At 65.3% G+C, this 18,171-nt stretch carries 22 protein-coding genes; 18 read left to right on the top strand and 4 right to left on the bottom strand.

Annotated elements, in window-relative coordinates:
- Nucleotides 1-3: 3 nt before the first annotated feature.
- The 5 genes from DU475_RS03385 to DU475_RS03365 all read left to right on the top strand — a co-directional run bounded on the left by DU475_RS03385 (nt 4) and on the right by DU475_RS03365 (nt 3,038).
- On the top strand, nt 4-411 hold the full coding sequence (locus DU475_RS03385; protein WP_164630674.1) for a (R)-mandelonitrile lyase: 408 nt from the start codon (nt 4-6) through the stop codon (nt 409-411).
- 131 nt (nt 412-542) lie between these two features.
- The gene (gene dapA / locus DU475_RS03380; RefSeq protein WP_013502522.1) at nt 543-1,433 is read left to right on the top strand and encodes a 4-hydroxy-tetrahydrodipicolinate synthase; all 891 of its coding nucleotides are present in this window, start codon (nt 543-545) and stop codon (nt 1,431-1,433) included.
- 10 nt (nt 1,434-1,443) lie between these two features.
- Nucleotides 1,444-1,923, top strand: a complete 480-nt coding sequence (gene mscL, locus DU475_RS03375) for a large conductance mechanosensitive channel protein MscL (protein ID WP_164630673.1) — start codon at nt 1,444-1,446, stop codon at nt 1,921-1,923.
- Between the two features lie 37 nt (nt 1,924-1,960).
- The gene (gene smpB, locus DU475_RS03370; RefSeq protein WP_013502520.1) at nt 1,961-2,434 is read left to right on the top strand and encodes an SsrA-binding protein SmpB; all 474 of its coding nucleotides are present in this window, start codon (nt 1,961-1,963) and stop codon (nt 2,432-2,434) included.
- Between the two features lie 25 nt (nt 2,435-2,459).
- Entirely contained in the window at nt 2,460-3,038 is a 579-nt protein-coding gene (locus DU475_RS03365; protein ID WP_164630671.1) for a peroxiredoxin, read from the top strand.
- A 73-nt stretch (nt 3,039-3,111) separates the two neighbouring features.
- On the opposite strand, the gene DU475_RS03360 is transcribed toward DU475_RS03365, so the two are convergent.
- Nucleotides 3,112-3,786 carry a uracil-DNA glycosylase gene (locus tag DU475_RS03360; RefSeq protein ID WP_142882696.1) on the bottom strand — a complete coding sequence of 225 codons (675 nt, stop codon included), beginning with the start codon at nt 3,784-3,786 and terminating at the stop codon, nt 3,112-3,114.
- A 10-nt stretch (nt 3,787-3,796) separates the two neighbouring features.
- On the bottom strand, nt 3,797-4,438 hold the full coding sequence (locus DU475_RS03355) for a LabA-like NYN domain-containing protein (RefSeq protein ID WP_013502517.1): 642 nt from the start codon (nt 4,436-4,438) through the stop codon (nt 3,797-3,799).
- A gap of 45 nt (nt 4,439-4,483) precedes the next feature.
- On the opposite strand from DU475_RS03355, the gene DU475_RS03350 reads away from it, so the two are divergent.
- The 10 genes from DU475_RS03350 (at nt 4,484) to recO (ending at nt 13,014) form a co-directional block, all read left to right on the top strand.
- Entirely contained in the window at nt 4,484-4,642 is a 159-nt protein-coding gene (locus DU475_RS03350; RefSeq protein WP_155413257.1) for a hypothetical protein, read from the top strand.
- A gap of 141 nt (nt 4,643-4,783) precedes the next feature.
- Nucleotides 4,784-5,176 (top strand): DNA-directed RNA polymerase subunit omega, encoded by a 393-nt coding sequence (gene rpoZ / locus DU475_RS03345; RefSeq protein ID WP_013502516.1) that lies wholly within the window; start codon nt 4,784-4,786, stop codon nt 5,174-5,176.
- 270 nt (nt 5,177-5,446) lie between these two features.
- Nucleotides 5,447-7,729, top strand: a complete 2,283-nt coding sequence (locus DU475_RS03340) for a RelA/SpoT family protein (protein WP_013502515.1) — start codon at nt 5,447-5,449, stop codon at nt 7,727-7,729.
- A 147-nt stretch (nt 7,730-7,876) separates the two neighbouring features.
- Nucleotides 7,877-8,641 carry a pyridoxine 5'-phosphate synthase gene (locus DU475_RS03335; RefSeq protein ID WP_013502514.1) on the top strand — a complete coding sequence of 255 codons (765 nt, stop codon included), beginning with the start codon at nt 7,877-7,879 and terminating at the stop codon, nt 8,639-8,641.
- On the top strand, nt 8,638-9,078 hold the full coding sequence (gene acpS, locus DU475_RS03330) for a holo-ACP synthase (protein WP_142882698.1): 441 nt from the start codon (nt 8,638-8,640) through the stop codon (nt 9,076-9,078). Before DU475_RS03335 ends, acpS begins: the two co-directional genes overlap by 4 nt.
- Nucleotides 9,079-9,321: 243 nt before the next feature.
- The gene (gene lepB, locus DU475_RS03325; RefSeq protein WP_013502512.1) at nt 9,322-10,080 is read left to right on the top strand and encodes a signal peptidase I; all 759 of its coding nucleotides are present in this window, start codon (nt 9,322-9,324) and stop codon (nt 10,078-10,080) included.
- Nucleotides 10,077-10,895: a ribonuclease III gene (gene rnc / locus DU475_RS03320; protein WP_013502511.1), complete on the top strand. Its 819-nt coding sequence runs from the start codon at nt 10,077-10,079 to the stop codon at nt 10,893-10,895. Before lepB ends, rnc begins: the two co-directional genes overlap by 4 nt.
- A complete protein-coding gene (gene era, locus DU475_RS03315) occupies nt 10,888-11,811 on the top strand; it encodes a GTPase Era (RefSeq protein ID WP_164630669.1) in 924 nt (307 codons plus the stop codon). Before rnc ends, era begins: the two co-directional genes overlap by 8 nt.
- Nucleotides 11,808-12,209 carry a hypothetical protein gene (locus DU475_RS03310; protein WP_013502509.1) on the top strand — a complete coding sequence of 134 codons (402 nt, stop codon included), beginning with the start codon at nt 11,808-11,810 and terminating at the stop codon, nt 12,207-12,209. Before era ends, DU475_RS03310 begins: the two co-directional genes overlap by 4 nt.
- A gap of 52 nt (nt 12,210-12,261) precedes the next feature.
- Nucleotides 12,262-13,014, top strand: a complete 753-nt coding sequence (recO, locus tag DU475_RS03305; RefSeq protein WP_013502508.1) for a DNA repair protein RecO — start codon at nt 12,262-12,264, stop codon at nt 13,012-13,014.
- Nucleotides 13,015-13,028: 14 nt separating this feature from the next.
- Here recO and DU475_RS03300 read toward each other — a convergent pair whose 3' ends face one another.
- Nucleotides 13,029-13,673, bottom strand: a complete 645-nt coding sequence (locus DU475_RS03300; RefSeq protein WP_164630667.1) for a glutathione S-transferase family protein — start codon at nt 13,671-13,673, stop codon at nt 13,029-13,031.
- Nucleotides 13,674-13,811: 138 nt separating this feature from the next.
- Here DU475_RS03300 and DU475_RS03295 point away from each other — a divergent pair, with 138 nt between their 5' ends.
- On the top strand, nt 13,812-14,396 hold the full coding sequence (locus DU475_RS03295) for a TetR/AcrR family transcriptional regulator (protein ID WP_246700231.1): 585 nt from the start codon (nt 13,812-13,814) through the stop codon (nt 14,394-14,396).
- A gap of 32 nt (nt 14,397-14,428) precedes the next feature.
- On the opposite strand, the gene DU475_RS03290 is transcribed toward DU475_RS03295, so the two are convergent.
- Nucleotides 14,429-15,304, bottom strand: a complete 876-nt coding sequence (locus tag DU475_RS03290; RefSeq protein WP_164630663.1) for an SDR family oxidoreductase — start codon at nt 15,302-15,304, stop codon at nt 14,429-14,431.
- Nucleotides 15,305-15,384: 80 nt separating this feature from the next.
- On the opposite strand from DU475_RS03290, the gene DU475_RS03285 reads away from it, so the two are divergent.
- Both DU475_RS03285 and parC read left to right on the top strand, forming a co-directional pair.
- A complete protein-coding gene (locus tag DU475_RS03285; RefSeq protein ID WP_164630661.1) occupies nt 15,385-15,897 on the top strand; it encodes a winged helix-turn-helix transcriptional regulator in 513 nt (170 codons plus the stop codon).
- A gap of 9 nt (nt 15,898-15,906) precedes the next feature.
- Nucleotides 15,907-18,168 carry a DNA topoisomerase IV subunit A gene (gene parC, locus DU475_RS03280; protein WP_164630660.1) on the top strand — a complete coding sequence of 754 codons (2,262 nt, stop codon included), beginning with the start codon at nt 15,907-15,909 and terminating at the stop codon, nt 18,166-18,168.
- Nucleotides 18,169-18,171 lie beyond the last annotated feature (3 nt).

Here is an 18,171-nt window from a genome sequence, read left to right as displayed (position 1 = left end):
GCGATGGACATCTTCGCGGCCGGCTCGCGCCCGACCCAGCGGGCGCCCAGGGACTATTTCACCGGCACGGTGTGGCAGGACCCGATCGTCGCCGCACCGGCGCCGGCGCGGCTGGCCGCAACCCGGGTGGCGTTCGAGCCCGGCGCCCGCACCGCCTGGCACACCCATCCGCTCGGCCAGACGCTGTATGTGGTGACCGGAGTGGGGCGGATTCAGACCGAAGGCGGCCCGGTGCGTGAGATCCGCGCCGGCGACGTGGTGTGGATTCCGCCCGGCGAGAAACACTGGCACGGCGCCTCACCGACCAACGGCATGACCCACATCGCAATGCAGGAGGCGCTTGACGGCAGTTTCGCCACCTGGATGGAGCAGGTTTCCGACGACGATTACGCCGTCGCGCCGTCCGCCTGAGATCCGCGGCCGCCGCCGATCAGAATCCTCAAAACCGCCGGTTTCTCCGCCGATGGAACCCTTTCCCGTCGGGTGGGGACTCGGTATGAAGGGCGCTTCGTTGCAAGGTCGCGGGCGTTGAGGAGAACATGATGGCAGCCAAGACGAAATTTCGGGGGTCGTTCACCGCCTTGGTCACGCCGTTCAAAAATGGCGCGCTCGACGAGCAGGCGTTTCGCAGCCTGGTGAACTGGCAGATCGAGCAGGGCACCCACGGCCTGGTGCCGGTCGGAACCACCGGCGAGAGCCCGACGCTGAGCCACGAGGAACACCACAAGGTGGTCGAGTGGTGCATCGAAGAGGCCAAGGGCCGGGTGCCGGTGATCGCCGGCGCCGGGTCCAACTCGACCCGCGAAGCCGTCGAACTGGCCCGCCACGCCGAGAAGGCCGGCGCCGATGCGGTGCTGGTGGTGACGCCGTACTACAACAAGCCGACTCAGGAAGGCATGTATCAGCACTTCAAGGCGGTGAACGACGCGATCGGAATTCCGATCATCATCTACAACATTCCGCCGCGCTCGGTCGTCGACATGTCGGTCGACACCATGAGCCGGCTGTACGAGCTCGACAACATCGTCGGCGTCAAGGATGCGACCGCCAATCTCGGCCGGGTGTCGCAGCAGCGCCACGCGATGGGCCCCGATTTCATTCAGCTCTCGGGTGAGGATATGACGGCGCTGGCCTATATGGCGGCCGGCGGTCACGGCTGCATCTCGGTGGTGTCGAACATCGCCCCGAAGCTGTGTTCGGATTTGATGGGCGCGGTGTTCGCCGGCGACTATCCAGGCGCGCTGAAGATTCAGGACCGCCTGGTGCCGCTGCACGACGCGGTGTTCAAGGAGCCGGGCGTCGCCGGCGCCAAGCACGGCCTGACGCTGCTCGGCCGCATTCAGGAAGAAGTCCGGCTGCCGCTGATGACGGTGACCGAACCGACCGGCAAGGCGATCCGTGCGGCGATGGTGCACGCAGGAGTGATCAACTGACAGGGAGCGCATGACCAGCACCGACTCCGTTCGCGACCTCGAGCAGAAGGGCTCGCGGCTTCTCAAGGAGTTTCGCGATTTCGCGATGAAGGGTAACGTCGTCGACCTCGCGGTCGGCGTCATCATCGGTGCGGCGTTCGGCGGGATCGTCACCTCGCTGGTCGGCGACGTGATCATGCCGATCATCGGCGCGGTCACCGGCGGACTGGATTTTTCGAACTACTTCACGCCGCTGTCGCAGACGGTCACCGCTAATACGCTGGTCGAGGCCAGGAAGCAGGGCGCCGTGCTCGCCTGGGGCAATTTCCTCACGGTGACGCTGAACTTCCTGATCATCGCGGCGGTGCTTTTCGCAGTGATCCGGTCGCTGAACAAGTTGAAACAGCGGGCCGAGGAGACCAAAGCGCCACCACCGACTCCGACCCGGCAGGAAGAGCTGCTGACCGAGATCAGGGATCTGTGGAAAAAGGTCGCCGGCCCGTCGCCATAGGCGGCGATGGGGATCGCGCCGACAGGAATCGCCACCAATGGCCGAGAAGAACGAACGCGCGATCAAAGTGGTCGCGGAGAACCGCAAGGCGCGGTTCAACTACGCGATCGACGACACCATCGAGGCCGGGATCGCGCTCACCGGCACCGAGGTCAAGTCGATCCGCAACGGCAAGACCACGATCGCGGAGTCCTATGCGGACGCCCGCGGCAGCGAGATCTGGCTGATCAACGCCAACATTCCCGAGTATCTGCAGGCCAACCGCTTCAACCACGAGCCCAAGCGGCCGCGCAAACTGCTGCTGCATCGCAAGCAGATCAACAAGCTGATCGGTGCGGTCGAGCGTGAGGGCATGACGCTGATCCCGCTCAAGCTGTATTTCAACGAGCGCGGCCGTGCCAAATTGCAGCTCGCGCTCGCCAAGGGCAAGAAGCTGCACGACAAGCGCGAGACCGAAAAGAAGCGCGACTGGAATCGGGAGAAGGGCCGTCTGCTGCGCGCACGTGGCTGAGCGGGCGGTCGAACCGGAGAAACGGATGGCCAACCAGCCCAACATCATGGACGTCGATTGGAGCGCAATTCCGGCGCCGGTCGACGACGGCGGCGCCGCGCATCTGCCCGGCACAGCGGTTCCGCCGATGGCTTTGCGAGCTACCGACGGTGGCAGCGTGACGCTGGCGGCTTTGACGGGACGCACCGTGGTGTTCGCCTATCCCCGGACCGGCGAGCCCGGCAAGATCGCCCCGGTCGACGACTGGGACATGATCCCCGGCGCGCGCGGCTGCACACCGCAGACTTGCGCGTTTCGCGACCTGTTCGCCGAACTCAAGGCGGCTGGAGCCGACCAGGTGTTCGGCTTGTCGACGCAGTCCACCACGTATCAGGCAGAGATGGCGAGCCGGCTGCATCTGCCTTTCGCCGTGCTCTCCGACGAGGCTCTGGAACTGACGCGCGCCCTGAATCTGCCGACCATGCAGGTCGCAGGCATGACGCTGATCAAGCGGATGGCGCTGATCATCGACGACGGCCGGATCAGCCATGTGTTCTATCCGGTGTTTCCGCCGGATCGGAACGCCGCCGACGTGCTGGAATGGCTGAAGGCCAATCGGCGCTAGTTAGCAGTCGCGGATCGCCATCCCCGTCATTGCTTCGCTTCGCTCCTCGCAATGACAATTCTTTCTGATCCGACTACGCGTCGAGATCAGCCCGGACCCGCGCGAACACGTCGCGAAACATCTTCGGCGTCAGCACGCCGGTGTTGGTGTTGTAGCGCGAGCAGTGGTAGCTGTCGTAAAGGCGCAGCCTGCCGGCCTCGTGCACGGCGCCGTGGCCGAACGGCGCCTGGGCGGCGCGCAGGCCGAGCGCCTTCAGCGTTGAATCGTGCGCGATCCGACCGAGCAGGACGATCGCGCGCAGCTTCGGCATGGCGTCGATCGTCGCGATCAGAAAACGGCGGCAGGTGTTGATCTCGACTGGCAGCGGCTTGTTCTGCGGCGGGACGCAGCGCACCGCGTTGCTGATCCGGCAACCGACCAGCCGCAGGCCGTCGTCCGGCCGCGCCTGATACTGGCCGCTGGCGAAGCCGTATTCGATCAGCGTGGCGTAGAGCAGGTCGCCGGCGTAGTCGCCGGTGAACGGCCGGCCGGTGCGGTTGGCGCCTTGCAGCCCGGGCGCAAGTCCGACAATCAGCAGCGACGCGTCAGTGTCGCCGAACGAGAGTACGGGCGCGTTGAACCAGCCCGGCTTGCGCGCGCGCGCCTCGCTGCGGAATTCAGCCAGGCGCGGGCAGAACGGACAATCGCGATCGGGGTCGGTGAGGGAGGTCGGGACGCGGGGCCCGGAGCCCCGCGCCAACGTCGTCATGGTCTCAGTCTCAGTCTTCGAAGTCGTCGGCGCCGGCACGCGACGCCAGAGCAGTGGACCGCTGCAGGAATTGCGGCGCGTGGTGACGCGGCTCGCGGGGTTCGCGCGGCGGCGGACGGTCAGCCGGGTCGCGGCCGATCTTGGATTGCAGCTCCACCAGATCGGTGAAGATGTCGGCCTGGCGGCGGAGTTCGTCGGCGATCATCGGCGGCTGGCTGGAGATCGTCGAGATCACGGTGACGCGAACGCCGCGGCGCTGAACGGCCTCGACCAGCGAGCGGAAGTCGCCGTCGCCCGAGAACAGCACCATCTGGTCGATGTGCTCGGCCAGTTCCATGGCATCGACCGCAAGCTCGATGTCCATGTTGCCCTTGACCTTGCGGCGGCCGGAAGCGTCGATGAACTCCTTGGTCGCCTTGGTGACGACGGTGTAGCCGTTGTAGTCCAGCCAGTCGATCAGCGGGCGGATCGACGAGTATTCCTGATCTTCGATGATCGCGGTGTAGTAAAATGCGCGGACCAAATTGCCGCGGCCTTGAAACTCCTTCAGCAGCCGCTTGTAGTCGATGTCGAAGCCGAGGGTCTTTGCGGTTGCGTAAAGGTTGGCACCGTCGATAAACAGCGCAATCTTGTTACTGGCGGAAGTGGACATCAAGATCTCTCACGTGTCTGTTGTCAGCTTCTTGGCGCAACGGAAATGGCTGCGCAGCTCAAGTCAATTTTTGCACGAATAGCCGTCGCGCTTGGCAACCGGCGCATCTTCAACCGCACGAAGCATCAGCCGGTACTCTATACTTTTCTTTCTGAAAAGAAGCCTTTTGTTGTCGGGCTCGTGTTCGCCCGAGCCGGCCGATGATTGGCCGTCCCCGAACAATGGGTGCATTATCAGAGTGGCGGTGATCGGCCAAATGACAAATTGCTGCTTGCGAAAGCGGTCTATGCCCTATAGGTAGCGGTCTAACCCCGATTTTGGTCCTATTGAACGGAGCGACTGGCCATGGCGCGCGTCACCGTGGAAGATTGCATTGACAAGGTCGACAACCGGTTCGACCTCGTGCTGTTGGCGGCTCATCGCGCGCGTATGATCTCGTCCGGCTCGCCGCTGACGATCGATCGCGACAACGACAAGAATCCCGTTGTTTCGCTTCGCGAAATCGCCGACCAGACGATTTCCCCCGAAGATCTCAAGGAAGAGCTGGTGCACTCGCTGCAGAAGTTCGTCGAGGTCGACGAGCCGGAGCAGGATACCGTTCCGCTGATCGGTTCCGCCGGTGCCAGTGTCGACGCCGACGACACCGAGGTCGCCATGGAGCGGATGACCGAAGAGGAGCTGCTGAAGGGTCTGGAAGGCTTGGCGCCGCCCGAAGAGCAGCCCGAGGAAGACGAATAACGATCGGTTGCGATCTCGCACATTTCCGTGATGCTTTGCAAAACGACCCGGATCTGATCCGGGTCGTTTTTTTGCATTTCGCTACACTCGCGGTCGGCTCAAAGGAATGCGGTGCGGCATTGCTGCCTTGACCTAAACTCTGCCGAAATCGCGTTTTTTCTGGCCGTTCAGGTTCCTTTCGTGGCACAACTCGTGTGACCCGCCACGCATGGACGAGGGGCCGGACGCAACAGGAATTGCTCTTGTTGCGGTGCAATAGAGGTTGTTGAAATGGCGTCAGGACGCCAGACTCCGAAGCAGATGGAGCAGGCGGGCGGAGCTGCCGCGATCGCCGAGCCGGCTGCCGCCGCCAAACCCAGATCCCGAGCCCGCATGATGCGGCAATACGATCTGGTGGAACGGGTACGATCTTACAATCCGAATACCGACGAGGATCTGCTCAACCGGGCCTATGTCTATGCGATGATGGCGCATGGCGAGCAGACCCGTGCCTCGGGCGACCCGTATTTCTCGCACCCGCTCGAAGTCGCCGCGATCCTGACCAACCTCAAGCTGGACGATGCCACCATCGTGGCGGCGTTGTTGCACGATACGATCGAGGACACCGAGGCGACCCGGACCGAGATCGACACCATGTTCGGTCCGGAAATCGGCGCGCTGGTCGAGGGCCTGACCAAGCTGAAGCGGCTCGAACTGGTATCGCGCGAGGCCAAGCAGGCGGAAAACCTGCGCAAGCTGCTGCTGGCGATCGCCGACGACGTCCGGGTGTTGCTGATCAAGCTGGCCGACCGGCTGCACAACATGCGCACGCTGGATTTCGTGCCGCCGGCGTCGCGTCAGCGCATCGCCGAGGAGACCCTCGACATCTACGCGCCGCTTGCAGGCCGCATGGGCATGCAGGAGATGCGCGAAGAGCTCGAGGATCTGTCGTTCCGTACTCTCGATCCCGAAGCCTTCACCGTTGTGATGCAGCGGCTCGACGCGCTGGCGGAACGCAACCGCAATCTGATCGGCGAGATCGAAACCCAACTCTCCGCCAACCTCGCTCGCCACGGCATCGCCGCCGAGGTCACGGGCCGTCGGAAGCGGCCGTTTTCGATCTGGACCAAGATGGAGCGCAAGTCGGTCGGCTTCGAACAGCTCTCGGACATCTACGGCTTTCGCGTCGTGCTCGACGAGGTCGAGTCGTGCTATCGCGCGCTCGGGGTCGTGCACACCACCTGGCCGATGGTTCCCGGCCGTTTCAAGGACTACATCTCGACGCCGAAGCAGAACGACTACCGCTCGCTGCACACCACGGTGATCGGTCCCGGTCAGCAGCGCGTCGAGCTGCAGTTCCGCACCCGCGAGATGAACCAGATCGCCGAATACGGCATCGCCGCACACGCGTTCTACAAGGACGGCGTCGGCTCGCCGACCGAGCTGCTCAATCGCGAGTCCAACGCGTTCGCCTGGCTCCGCCACACCATCGAGATGCTGTCGGAGAGCTCGAACCCGGAGGAATTCCTCGAGCATACCAAGCTCGAATTGTTCCATGATCAGGTGTTCTGCTTCACCCCGAAGGGCAAGCTGATCGCGCTGCCGCGCAAGGCCAACGTCGTCGACTTCGCCTACGCGGTACACACCGACGTCGGCAACAGCGCGGTGGGCTGCAAGATCAACGGTAAATTCGCGCCGCTGTCGTCGGAGCTGCAGAACGGCGACGAGGTCGAGGTGCTGACATCGCCGGTGCAGTCGGCGCCGCCGGCCGCGTGGGAATCGCTGGCCGTGACCGGCAAGGCGCGGGCGGCAATCCGCCGTGCGACCCGCGTGGCGATGCGCGATCAGTATGCCGGCCTCGGCCGCCGGATCGTCGAGCGTTTGTTCGCACGCGCCAAGATCGACTACGCCGACGACAAGCTGAAGGGGGCGCTGCCTCGGCTGGCGCGGGCTTCGGTCGAGGACGTGATGGCCTCGGTCGGTCGCGGCGAGATGAAGGCGTCCGACGTCGCCCGCGCGATGTATCCGGACTACAAGGAAGAGCGCATCGCGCGCTTCGGCGGCAAGAAGGACGCGTCCGACAAGGTGGTCGCCAAGTCGCCAGAGACCGGCAAGGTCGGCTCGGTGATTCCGATCGGCGGGCTGCATTCCGGACTGCCGGTGAAGTTCGCACCGAACGGCGGCGCGGTGCCGGGCGATCGGATCGTCGGCATCGTGACGCCGGGCGAGGGCATCACGATCTACCCGATCCAGTCGCCGGCCTTGAAGGAATTCGAGGAAGAGCCGGAGCGCTGGCTGGACGTGAAGTGGGACATCGACGAGACCACGCCGCAGCGTTTTCCTGCTCGGCTGTTCGTACAGAACGTCAACGAACCCGGCAGTCTCGCGCAGATCGCCGGTGTGATCGCCGAACACGACGGCAACATCGACAACATCAACATGAGCCGGCGCTCGCCGGATTTCACCGAGCTCACCATCGATCTCGAAGTCTATGACCTCAAGCATCTCAGCGCTATCATCGCTCAGTTGCGCGCCAAGGACGTCGTCGCTCACGTCGAGCGGGTCAACGGCTGAGGCTCGACGTGATTCAGGTGGAGCCGAGATGCTATCCCCGTCATTGCGAGGGAAGCGAAGCAATCAAGGGCCAAGTATCCGAAGCTGGATCGCTTCGTCGCTTCGCTCCTCGCAATGACGATTGAATTGAAAGCTGCGAGTCTCAAGATGTCCAAAGCTCTTCCGCTGCGTCTCGGGGTCAACATCGATCACATCGCCACGCTGCGGAACGCGCGCGGCGGCCGCCATCCAGATCCGCTTCGCGCTGCGCTTGCCGCGATCGAGGCGGGTGCGGACGGCATCACCGCGCATCTGCGGGAGGATCGCCGCCACATCCGCGACGCCGACATGCAGCGTCTGAAAGCGGAGATCTCGAAGCCGCTGAATTTCGAGATGGCGGCGACCGACGACATGATCCGGATTGCGCTTCAGGTGCAGCCGCATGCGGTGTGCCTGGTGCCGGAGCGGCGCGAGGAACTGACCACCGAGGGCGGGCTCGACGTGATCGGCCAGCAGACTTCGCTGGCACCGGCGATCGCGCGCTTCACCGATGCCGGCATCCGCACCTCGCTGTTCATCGCCGCCGATCCGGCGCAGATCGAGACGGCGGCGAAACTGAAAGCGCCGGCGATCGAGATCCACACCGGCGCCTGGTGCGACGCGATCAACGACGGCGACGCCGCAACGGCGAATGCCGAATGGCAGCGGATCGTCGCCGGGGCGGCGCTGGCGCGTTCGGCCGGGCTCGAAGTCCATGCCGGCCACGGCCTCGACTACGCCACCGCCGAGACGATCTCGGAACTGCCGCAGATCGCCGAATTGAACATCGGTTTCTATATGGTCGGCGAGGCACTGTTCGTCGGTCTCGGCGAGACCGTCCGAGCGATGCGGGCGGCGATGGATCGCGGCCGCGCCAAGGCGATCGCCGCATGATCATCGGCATCGGCTCCGACCTGATCGACATCACCAGGATCGCCAAGGTCATGGAGCGGCACGGTGACCGCTTTCTCGATCGGGTGTTCACCGAGGCCGAGCGGGCGAGGGCGGGGCGCCGCAGCAAGAAGACCGAACTGGTTGCAGCCACCTACGCCAAACGGTTCGCCGCCAAGGAAGCCTGCTCCAAGGCGCTTGGTACCGGGATACGCCAGGGCGTGTGGTGGCGCGACATGGGGGTGGTCAATCTGCCCGGCGGACGGCCGACCATGGTGCTGACCGGGGGTGCCAAGGTCCGGCTCGACGCACTGACGCCGGCGGGCATGACGTCGCGGATCGACCTGTCGATCACCGACGAATGGCCGCTGGCTCAGGCCTTCGTGGTGATCTCGGCGGTCCCGGCGGGACTGCGCGAGGGCGGCCCGGCGGCCCCGTGACGCAGAAAAAGCGGCTGATTCGTCATAGCATTAGCGGGATTCGCCGCGACGTTTGATTGCGCCTGTCGCGACAACAGTCTAAAACCGCGCACAATCCCCAATGGGGGCGAGTCCTCGGCGAATGAGCGCCGGTCGTGGCGCTCTCCGTCGCCATGTCCGGCTCTCGCCCGCAAGCTGGACCCGTTCCACACACCAGACCAGTCGTCCACCGTGCGGCTCCCCGCGACGGGAATCGGGAAAGCGATGAGCGTGACATCCGGAACCAAATCTGAGAGCGGCGTCGGCGAGACCATCCGCGTCGTCATTCACGCCCTCATCATTGCGCTGGTGATCCGCACCTTCCTGTTTCAGCCCTTCAATATTCCGTCCGGATCGATGAAGGCGACGCTGCTGGTCGGCGACTATTTGTTCGTGTCCAAATACTCCTACGGCTACAGCCGGTATTCGATCCCGTTGTCGCCGCCGTTGTTCTCCGGGCGCATCTTCGGCTCGGATCCGAACCGCGGCGACGTGGTGGTGTTCCGCCTGCCGAAGGACGACTCCACCGACTACATCAAGCGCGTCATCGGCCTGCCGGGCGACCGCATCCAGATGCGCGAAGGGCTGCTCTACATCAACGACAAGCCGGTCGAGCGCGAGCGGCTGGCGGACTATGTCGGCGAGGATCCGTGCGGCTCGGAGGCCACGGCGCGGGTCAAGCGCTGGAAGGAGACGCTGCCGAACGGCGTCTCCTACGAGACGCTGGATTGCGTCGACAACGGATTCTACGACAACACCAACGTCTACACCGTGCCGCCCGGTAACTTCTTCATGATGGGCGACAATCGCGACAACTCCACCGACAGCCGTGTGCTGTCGGCGGTCGGCTACGTGCCGTACCAGAACATCATCGGCCGCGCGCAGATGATCTTCTTCTCGATCGCCGAAGGCGAGCACGCGTGGCAGATCTGGCGCTGGCCGACCGCGGTGCGCTGGAGCCGCATCTTCACCATCGTTCGATGATCGACGACGCGACCAGCGTGGACCGACCGCAGCCGGCCGGCGAGCCGCAGCCGCCTGAGCTTCCTGCGTCCGAGTCCTCGGCCGCGAAGAAGCGCCGCACCGGCAAGGCCAAAGCCAAGGCGACCGCCGCGGCGATCGAGCAGCGGATCGGCCACAGCTTCGCCGACCCGTCGTTGTTGACCACCGCGCTGACCCATGTCTCGGCGCTGAAATCGGCGCGTCGCACCGACAGCTATCAGCGGCTGGAATTCCTCGGGGACCACGTGCTCGGCCTGATCGTTTCCGACATGCTGTATCGCGCGTTTCCCGACGCCGACGAGGGCGAATTGTCGAAACGGCTCGCCGATCTGGTGCGCAAAGAGTCCTGCGCCGATGTCGCCCGCCATCTCGATCTGTCCGAGGGCATCAAGATCGGCACCGTCGGCGCCGGCGCCGGCGCCAAGCTGCGCAAGTCGGTGCTTGGCGATATCTGCGAGGCGGTGATCGGCGCGGTCTATCTCGACGGCGGCTACGAGGCGGCGTCGAACTTCGTTCGAAGTAACTGGACCGAGCGGATGCACAAGCCGGTGCGGTCGCTGCGCGATCCCAAGACCGTGCTGCAGGAATGGGCGCAGGCCCGTGGCCTGCCGACCCCGGTGTACCGCGAGGTCGAGCGCACCGGGCCGCATCACGATCCCCAATTCCGTGTCGCCGTTGTTCTGCCGGGTCTGGAGCCGGCCGAGGGCGTCGGCGGCAGCAAGCGGGCGGCCGAGAAGGTCGCGGCTTCGGCGATGCTGGCGCGCGAAGGCGTCGGCGCAGGCGGCAATGATGGCTGAACATGAAGACGCGGCGCCAGCCGCGACCCGCTGCGGCTTCGTCGCGCTGATCGGCGCGCCGAACGTCGGCAAATCCACCCTGGTCAACGCGCTGGTCGGCTCGAAAGTCACCATCGTGTCGCGCAAGGTGCAAACCACGCGCGCGCTGATCCGCGGCATCGTGATCGAAGGCGCCTCGCAGATCATCCTTGTCGACACGCCCGGCATCTTCGCGCCGAAGCGGCGGCTCGACCGCGCGATGGTCAAGACCGCATGGAGCGGCGCGCACGACGCCGACCTCGTTTGCGTGCTGCTCGACGCCCGTGCCGGCATCAATGAGCAGGCCGAGGACATTCTGGCCAATCTCGCCAATGTCGATCGACCGAAGCTGCTGGTGCTCAACAAGATCGATCTGATCGCTCGCGAGAAACTGCTGGCGCTGGCACAGGCCGCCAATCAGCGGCTGGCATTCGACCAAACCTTCATGGTGTCGGCGCTGACCGGCGATGGTGTCGACGATCTGCGCAAGGCACTCGCCGCGCAGGTGCCCGAAGGGCCGTTCCACTATCCCGAAGACCAGATGTCGGATGCGCCGCTGCGTCATCTGGCGGCCGAGATCACCCGTGAGAAGATCTTCCGGCAACTGCATCAGGAATTACCGTATCAGTCGACGGTGGAGACCGACACCTGGACCGAGCGCAAGGACGGCTCGGTGAAGATCGAGCAGACGATCTTCGTCGAGCGCGAGAGCCAGCGCAAAATCGTGCTCGGCAAGGGCGGCGCCACCATCAAGGCGATCGGTGCCGAGGCGCGCAAGGAGATCGGCGCGATCCTGGAGCAGCCGGTGCACTTGTTCCTGTTCGTCAAGGTTCGTGAGGACTGGGGCAACGACCCGGACCGCTACCGCGAAATGGGCCTGGAGTTTCCCAAGGAATGACCAACGGTACGACCTCAGGCCTGCCGCGGAACGTCTACTGGTTCGAGGTGCTGCTGCTGACATCGTTGATGCTCGACTGCATCTCGGTGGCGTTCCAGGATCGCAGCCTGCTCGAGTCGAGCCTGTCGGCCGGAATGGTCGCGGCTGCCAACACCATCGCGGCCGGCCTGATCTTGCTGCTGGCCTATCTGGTCTGGCTCGCCGCCCACGGCCGCAAGAACTGGGCGCGGGCGGTGCTGACCGCTTCACTTGTGTTCTCGGTGGTATCGCTGGCGCAGATCGTCGGCGACAGCGGCCTCGAGGCGGGACTGTGGATCGATATCGTATCTTGCGGCCTGACTGCGGCCGGCGTGTATCTGTCCTTCACCGGCGACGCCCGCGGCTGGTTCAACGGCTGACCCGATGGCCCGGGCGGCTGCGCGCCGGCGCTGAATCCTGTACGATCCGCTGATGGATTGGAGCGACGAGGGCATCATTCTCGGAGTGCGCCGGCACGGTGAGGCCGGCGCCATCGTCGAACTGCTGACCCGCAGCCACGGCCGCCATCTCGGCATGGTCCGCGGCGCGGCGTCGGCGCGGATGCGGCCGCTGCTGCAGCCCGGCAACAGTGTCCTGGCGTCGTGGCGGGCGCGGCTCGACGAACATCTCGGCTACTATCAGCTCGAAGCCACCAAGATGCGCGCCGCGACGCTACTGGCATCCTCCCATGCAGTGTACGGCGTCACTCATCTGGCGTCGCTGGCGCGGCTGCTGCCGGAGCGCGATCCGCACGAGGAGATCTATCACCGGCTGATCCTCACTCTGGATGATTTCGACGATCTCGGTATCGCCGCCGCCCACCTGATCCGGTTCGAGCTTGCCATTCTGGCCGAGCTTGGATTCGGGCTCGACCTGTCCGCCTGCGCCGCGACCGGCGCCACCACCGAACTGATCTACGTGTCGCCGAAATCCGGCAGCGCGGTGTCGCGCATCGCGGGCGAGCCGTGGCGCGACCGGCTGCTGCGACTGCCGCCGTTCCTGCGCGACGACGAGGCGGCGAGCGAGAGCGGCTGGTCCGGTCAGGATCTGTTCGACGGCTTCGCACTGACCGGCCGGTTCCTGCTGCGCAACGTGCTGGAGCCGCGCGGGCAGGGCCATTCCGACGCCCGTGCGGGGTTCATCAATGCGGTGACGCGGGCGCTGGCGCAGGTCGCGATCCCGTGAGCACGCGGCGCCGCTCAGACGTAGCGCCGCAGCCGCTGGCCGGGCAGCAGGTCGTAGGGCGAGCGCCAGCCCGGCAGCGCCGCGATCCGGCCGAGCCAAGCCTGCACCTCCGGGTGGCGGGCAGGAAGGTCGAAGCCTGTCTCGTCGTCCGGGAACGACAGATAGGCCATCATCGAGATGTCGGCGATCGTCGGGCTGTCGCCGACCGCGAAAGCGTGGTCGCGCAGATGCGTGCCGAGGATCGTCAGGTAGTCGTCGATCCGCTTGCGGAAATACGCCAGCACGTCGCTGTTGGCCGACGGCATGAAGGTGCGCGCGAACCGATAAGTCGCGGCGTAACTGCTGAGCTTGTGGTTGTCCCAGAACAGCCAGCGCAGCACCTCGAATTTTTCGTCCGCAGTGCCGCCGCCGAACCGGCCGTAACGATCGGCGAGCTGCAGCAGGATCGGCGCCGTCTGCGTCAGCCGCGCGCCATCCTCTTCGAGCACCGGGATCTCGCCCATCGCATTGACGCGGGCACGCCATTCCGGCGTCCGGGTGATGCCGCTGCCGAAATCGGTCCAGACCGGCTCGAATCTCTGGCCGCACAGCGTCAGCATCAAAGCGAGCTTGTAGCTGTTTCCGGATTCGGGAAAATAGTGCAGGCGGTAGGTCGGCATTCGGCCTCCTGGAAACTGCGAGTCGTGGCGTCGAATGGATGGTGTTTCGTCCATGATGGAACGCATGTAAGGTAGAACAGAACATTTGTTCTGTTGGATGATTGTTGAGAAGCGAGCGGCTGTCAACCGATGGATAAGATGGGGCCGGGCACCACCGAGCGCGAACGCGAAGTGATGGAGGCGACGCTGCGCCTGATTGGGCGCAGCGGGCTCAAAGCCGTCACCCATCGGGCTGTGGCGGCCGAGGTCGGGATGTCGCTGGGTGCGATCACCCATCGTTTCGGTACGCGTGATCTACTGGTCGAGGCCGCGCTGAATTTCGCCTTGATGCGCGAGGTCGCGCGGCTGCGCGCGCTGGCGCTGAAGCTGCAAAGCGATGCGCTCGATCTCGAGTCCTGGATCGACGCTCTGGTCGGCTGGTACGCTAAAGAACTCGATGCCGAGGCGGAAATTCACATCGCCTGTTACGAGGCGTTCCTGGCCGCGGCGCGGGACGACCGCTACCGTCCGATCGTTGCCGAGTGGCAGCAGACCTGGCAGCGCAGCGCTGAGCTGGCGCTCGCCGCGGCGGGATCGCGCACGCCGCGGCTTCACGCCGAAATTTTCGTCTCCGTGCTGGTCGGAACCGTGCTCGGGCAGCTTGCAGCTCCGCGCCGGAAGTTCAAGCCTGAGATGCGAGCCGCCTTATCCGAACTGGTTCGAGGTTTGACCGGCAGGCTCTGAAGCAAGTCGGGCGATCGCTGCCGCGCGCTTGGTCAGCGCGGCACGCTCAGCGCGGCGGCGATCGTCGCGGCGAGCGGCGTGGTCGGACGTCCGATCAGGCTGTTCAGCGTGCGGCTGTCGTCGAACAACGCGCCCTTGGCGGCGCCGGCGTCGGAGTCGGCCAGTAGCGCGGCGAACGGTTCGGGCAGGCCGGCAGCGACGAGGGCCGCCTGGTACTCGGGCTGCGGCAGGTCGCGATAGGCGACCGCTTTGCCGGATTGCCGCGACAGCTCGGCGGCGAACTCTGCGAGCGTATAGGAGGTGTCGCCGGCGAGCTCATAGATCCGGCCAGCCTGCGGCTGCCCGGCAGTCAGCACGCGGACCGCGGCCTCGGCGTAATCGGCGCGCGTCGCCGAGGCGATCCGGCCGTTGCCGGCGCTGCCGAGCAGGGCGCCGTGCGCCAGCGCCGCCGGAATGGAAGCTGCGTAGTTCTCGCTGTACCAGCCGTTGCGCAGCACGACATGCGGCACGCCGGAGGTCTTTAGCGCCGCTTCGGTCTGGCGATGCTCTTCGGCGAGGCCGAGCGGCGAGGTGTCGGCGTGGAGCAGGCTGGTGTAGGCGAGCAGCGACATCCCGGCGGCGCGGGCGGCTTCGATCGCGTTGCGATGCTGAGCGGTCCGCTGACCGATCTCGCTGGAGGAGATCAGCAGCGCGCGGTCGACGCCGGCGAACGCCGCCGTCAGCGTCTCGGGGCGGCTGTAATCGCCCTGGTGGACGTGCAGGCCACGCGCGGCGAACTCGGCCGCGGCCTTGTCGCTGCGGACCAGGACGCCGATCTGGGCGGGCGGCACCGACTTCAGCAGGCCGTCAACGACGAGGCGGCCGAGCTGGCCGCTGGCACCGGTGACAAGGAAACGGGAGGCGGACATCAGGATCTCCTGGTGGTTTTTAATTGAGGGTAGGTCTATATTGGAGACCTTCAGCCGACCGCGTAAGGAGGCAGTTTTCCGTGACAAGGTCACCTGGAGAGAACCTGTCCGTCGCGACGCATCGCGCCACGCTGACCGACCGCTACGCCGCCTGGCGCGAGCAAGGGTTCGATGCCGCGCGCTGCCCGGTGCGCAACGTGCTCGACCATCTGGGCAGCAAATGGAGCACTCTATTGTTGATCGCTCTGGCCGAAAAGCCGATGCGGTTCAACGCGCTGCTACGGGATGTTCCTGATATTTCGAGGCGGATGCTGACCCAGACGCTGCGCGATCTCGAGCGCGACGGGCTGGTCTCCCGTCAGGTGTTTCCGACCAAGCCGCCCAGCGTCGAATACCGGCTGTCGGCGACCGGCGAGTCGGTGCTCGGTCCGCTCACCGCTCTGGTCGGTTGGGCCGAACAGCACTTTCCCGAGATCGAACGCGCCCGGGCCAGGTTCGATGCGGTGGCCGGCGCGGGTGCCGCCGCGATTCCCGGTGAAACCGCAAGGCCGGAAAGCCCGCAGGCGCTTGCTCCGTCCCCGGTCAGGGGATAACCCCACGCCATGGGAAAACGATTGATTCCGCCTGAGCCGGCCGAGATTCACGAGGTCCAGCTTCGCGAGGCGCTGGAAGAGCGCTATCTCGCCTACGCGCTGTCGACCATCATGCACCGGGCGCTGCCGGACGCCCGCGACGGACTGAAGCCGGTGCATCGCCGCATCCTGTACGGGATGCGGTTGCTGCGGCTCGACCCCGGTACGCCGTTCAAGAAGTCGGCCAAGATCGTCGGCGACGTGATGGGTTCGTTCCATCCGCACGGCGACCAGTCGATTTATGATGCGCTCGTGCGCCTCGCGCAGGATTTCTCGTCGCGCTATCCGCTGGTCGACGGCCAGGGCAATTTCGGCAACATCGACGGCGATAACCCGGCGGCCTACCGCTACACCGAAGCGCGGATGACCGATGTCGCGCGCCTGCTGCTCGACGGCATCGACGAGGACGGCGTCGCGTTTCGGCCGAACTACGACGGTCAGGCCAAGGAGCCGGTCGTGCTGCCGGGCGGCTTCCCGAACCTGCTCGCCAACGGCGCCCAGGGCATTGCCGTCGGCATGGCGACCGCGATCCCGCCGCACAACGCCGCCGAGCTGTGCGACGCCGCGCTGCATCTGATCGAGAAGCCCGACGCCAAGTCGAGGGCGCTGCTGCGCTTCGTCAAGGGACCGGACTTTCCGACCGGCGGCATCATCATCGATTCCAAGGAGAGCATCGCCGAGGCCTACACCACGGGGCGCGGCGCGTTCCGCACCCGCGCCAAGTGGGCCCAGGAAGAGGGCGCGCGCGGCACCTGGAGCGTGGTCGTCACCGAGATCCCGTGGCTGGTGCAGAAGTCGCGGCTGATCGAGAAGATCGCCGAGCTGCTCAACGAGAAGAAGCTGCCGCTGGTCGGCGACATCCGCGACGAGTCGGCCGAGGACGTCCGCATCGTCATCGAGCCGAAGTCGCGCAGCGTCGATCCGGCGCTGATGATGGAGTCGCTGTTCCGGCTGACCGAGCTGGAGAGCCGGATTTCGCTCAACCTCAACGTTCTGATCAAGGGTCGCATCCCAAAGGTGGTCGGCCTCGCCGAAGCCTTGCGCGAATGGCTCGACCATCTGCGCGACGTGCTGTTGCGCCGCTCCAACCATCGCAAGACGCAGATCGAGCACCGGCTCGAAGTGCTCGGCGGCTATCTGATCGCGTACCTGAACATCGACGAGGTGATCAGGATCATCCGCACTGAGGACGAACCCAAGCCGGTGTTGATGAAGACCTTCAACCTGACCGAGATCCAGGCCGAAGCCATCCTCAACATGCGGCTGCGCTCTTTGCGGAAGCTGGAGGAAATGGAGATCCGCACAGAGGACAAGAACCTCCGCGCGGAGCTGAAGGGCATCAACGCGGTCCTAAAGTCCGAGACCGAACAGTGGGCCAAGGTCGGCGAGCAGGTCCGCAAAGTCCGCGAGATGTTCGGGCCGAAGACGCCGCTCGGCAAGCGCCGCACCGAATTTGCCGACGCGCCGGAGCACGATCTCGCGGCGATCGAGGAAGCCTTCGTCGAGCGCGAGCCGGTCACCGTGGTGATCTCAGACAAGGGCTGGGTGCGCACGCTGAAGGGCCATGTCGAGGATCTGTCGGGGCTGAACTTCAAGCAGGACGACAAACTCGGCCAGTCGTTCTTCGCCGAGACCACCTCGAAGCTGCTGCTGCTCGCCACCAACGGCCGGTTCTACGCGCTCGACGTCGCCAAACTGCCCGGGGGCCGCGGTCACGGCGAGCCGATCCGGATGTTCATCGACATGGAGCAGGATGCGGCGATCGTCACCGTGTTCGTCCACACCGGCGGCCGCAAATTCCTGATCGCCAGCCATGACGGGCAGGGCTTCGTCGTGAACGAGGACGAGTGCGTCGGCTCGACCCGCAAGGGCAAGCAGATCCTCAACGTCGATATTCCCAACGAAGCGCGGGCGCTCACCGTGGTCAGCGAGGGCGACGACAGCGTCGCGGTGATCGGCGACAACCGCAAGATGGTGATCTTCCCGCTGGATCAGGTGCCCGAGATGACCCGCGGCCGCGGCGTGCGGCTGCAGAAATACAAGGACGGCGGGCTGTCCGACGTCGCCACCTTCTCGTCGAAGCAGGGCCTCGGTTGGCGCGATTCTGCCGGCCGCGAGTTCAGTGCGACCATGAAGGAGCTTGCCGAATGGCGCGGCAATCGCGCCGATGCCGGCCGGCTGCCGCCGAAGGGCTTCCCGAAGTCCAACAAATTTGGACGTGGCATCGGGTGATGT

The organism is Rhodopseudomonas sp. WA056, from assembly GCF_010906995.1.
Taxonomy (GTDB): domain Bacteria; phylum Pseudomonadota; class Alphaproteobacteria; order Rhizobiales; family Xanthobacteraceae; genus Rhodopseudomonas; species Rhodopseudomonas palustris_G.
This window is presented reverse-complemented; position numbering and strand designations above follow the sequence as displayed.

Bases quoted from the DNA above. Each gene is read 5' to 3' on its own strand.
- DU475_RS03360 (WP_142882696.1), bottom strand. From the start codon at position 3,786: ATGACGACGTTGGCGCGGGGCTCCGGGCCCCGCGTCCCGACCTCCCTC.
- lepB (WP_013502512.1), top strand. From the start codon at position 9,322: ATGAGCGTGACATCCGGAACCAAATCTGAGAGCGGCGTCGGCGAGACC.
- smpB (WP_013502520.1), top strand. From the start codon at position 1,961: ATGGCCGAGAAGAACGAACGCGCGATCAAAGTGGTCGCGGAGAACCGC.
- recO (WP_013502508.1), top strand. From the start codon at position 12,262: ATGGATTGGAGCGACGAGGGCATCATTCTCGGAGTGCGCCGGCACGGT.
- parC (WP_164630660.1), top strand. From the start codon at position 15,907: ATGGGAAAACGATTGATTCCGCCTGAGCCGGCCGAGATTCACGAGGTC.
- DU475_RS03290 (WP_164630663.1), bottom strand. From the start codon at position 15,304: ATGTCCGCCTCCCGTTTCCTTGTCACCGGTGCCAGCGGCCAGCTCGGC.
- DU475_RS03340 (WP_013502515.1), top strand. From the start codon at position 5,447: ATGGCGTCAGGACGCCAGACTCCGAAGCAGATGGAGCAGGCGGGCGGA.
- DU475_RS03335 (WP_013502514.1), top strand. From the start codon at position 7,877: ATGTCCAAAGCTCTTCCGCTGCGTCTCGGGGTCAACATCGATCACATC.
- mscL (WP_164630673.1), top strand. From the start codon at position 1,444: ATGACCAGCACCGACTCCGTTCGCGACCTCGAGCAGAAGGGCTCGCGG.
- rpoZ (WP_013502516.1), top strand. From the start codon at position 4,784: ATGGCGCGCGTCACCGTGGAAGATTGCATTGACAAGGTCGACAACCGG.
- dapA (WP_013502522.1), top strand. From the start codon at position 543: ATGGCAGCCAAGACGAAATTTCGGGGGTCGTTCACCGCCTTGGTCACG.
- DU475_RS03300 (WP_164630667.1), bottom strand. From the start codon at position 13,673: ATGCCGACCTACCGCCTGCACTATTTTCCCGAATCCGGAAACAGCTAC.
- DU475_RS03355 (WP_013502517.1), bottom strand. From the start codon at position 4,438: ATGTCCACTTCCGCCAGTAACAAGATTGCGCTGTTTATCGACGGTGCC.
- DU475_RS03365 (WP_164630671.1), top strand. From the start codon at position 2,460: ATGGCCAACCAGCCCAACATCATGGACGTCGATTGGAGCGCAATTCCG.
- era (WP_164630669.1), top strand. From the start codon at position 10,888: ATGGCTGAACATGAAGACGCGGCGCCAGCCGCGACCCGCTGCGGCTTC.
- DU475_RS03295 (WP_246700231.1), top strand. From the start codon at position 13,812: ATGGGGCCGGGCACCACCGAGCGCGAACGCGAAGTGATGGAGGCGACG.
- DU475_RS03385 (WP_164630674.1), top strand. From the start codon at position 4: ATGGACATCTTCGCGGCCGGCTCGCGCCCGACCCAGCGGGCGCCCAGG.
- acpS (WP_142882698.1), top strand. From the start codon at position 8,638: ATGATCATCGGCATCGGCTCCGACCTGATCGACATCACCAGGATCGCC.
- rnc (WP_013502511.1), top strand. From the start codon at position 10,077: ATGATCGACGACGCGACCAGCGTGGACCGACCGCAGCCGGCCGGCGAG.
- DU475_RS03350 (WP_155413257.1), top strand. From the start codon at position 4,484: ATGGCTGCGCAGCTCAAGTCAATTTTTGCACGAATAGCCGTCGCGCTT.
- DU475_RS03310 (WP_013502509.1), top strand. From the start codon at position 11,808: ATGACCAACGGTACGACCTCAGGCCTGCCGCGGAACGTCTACTGGTTC.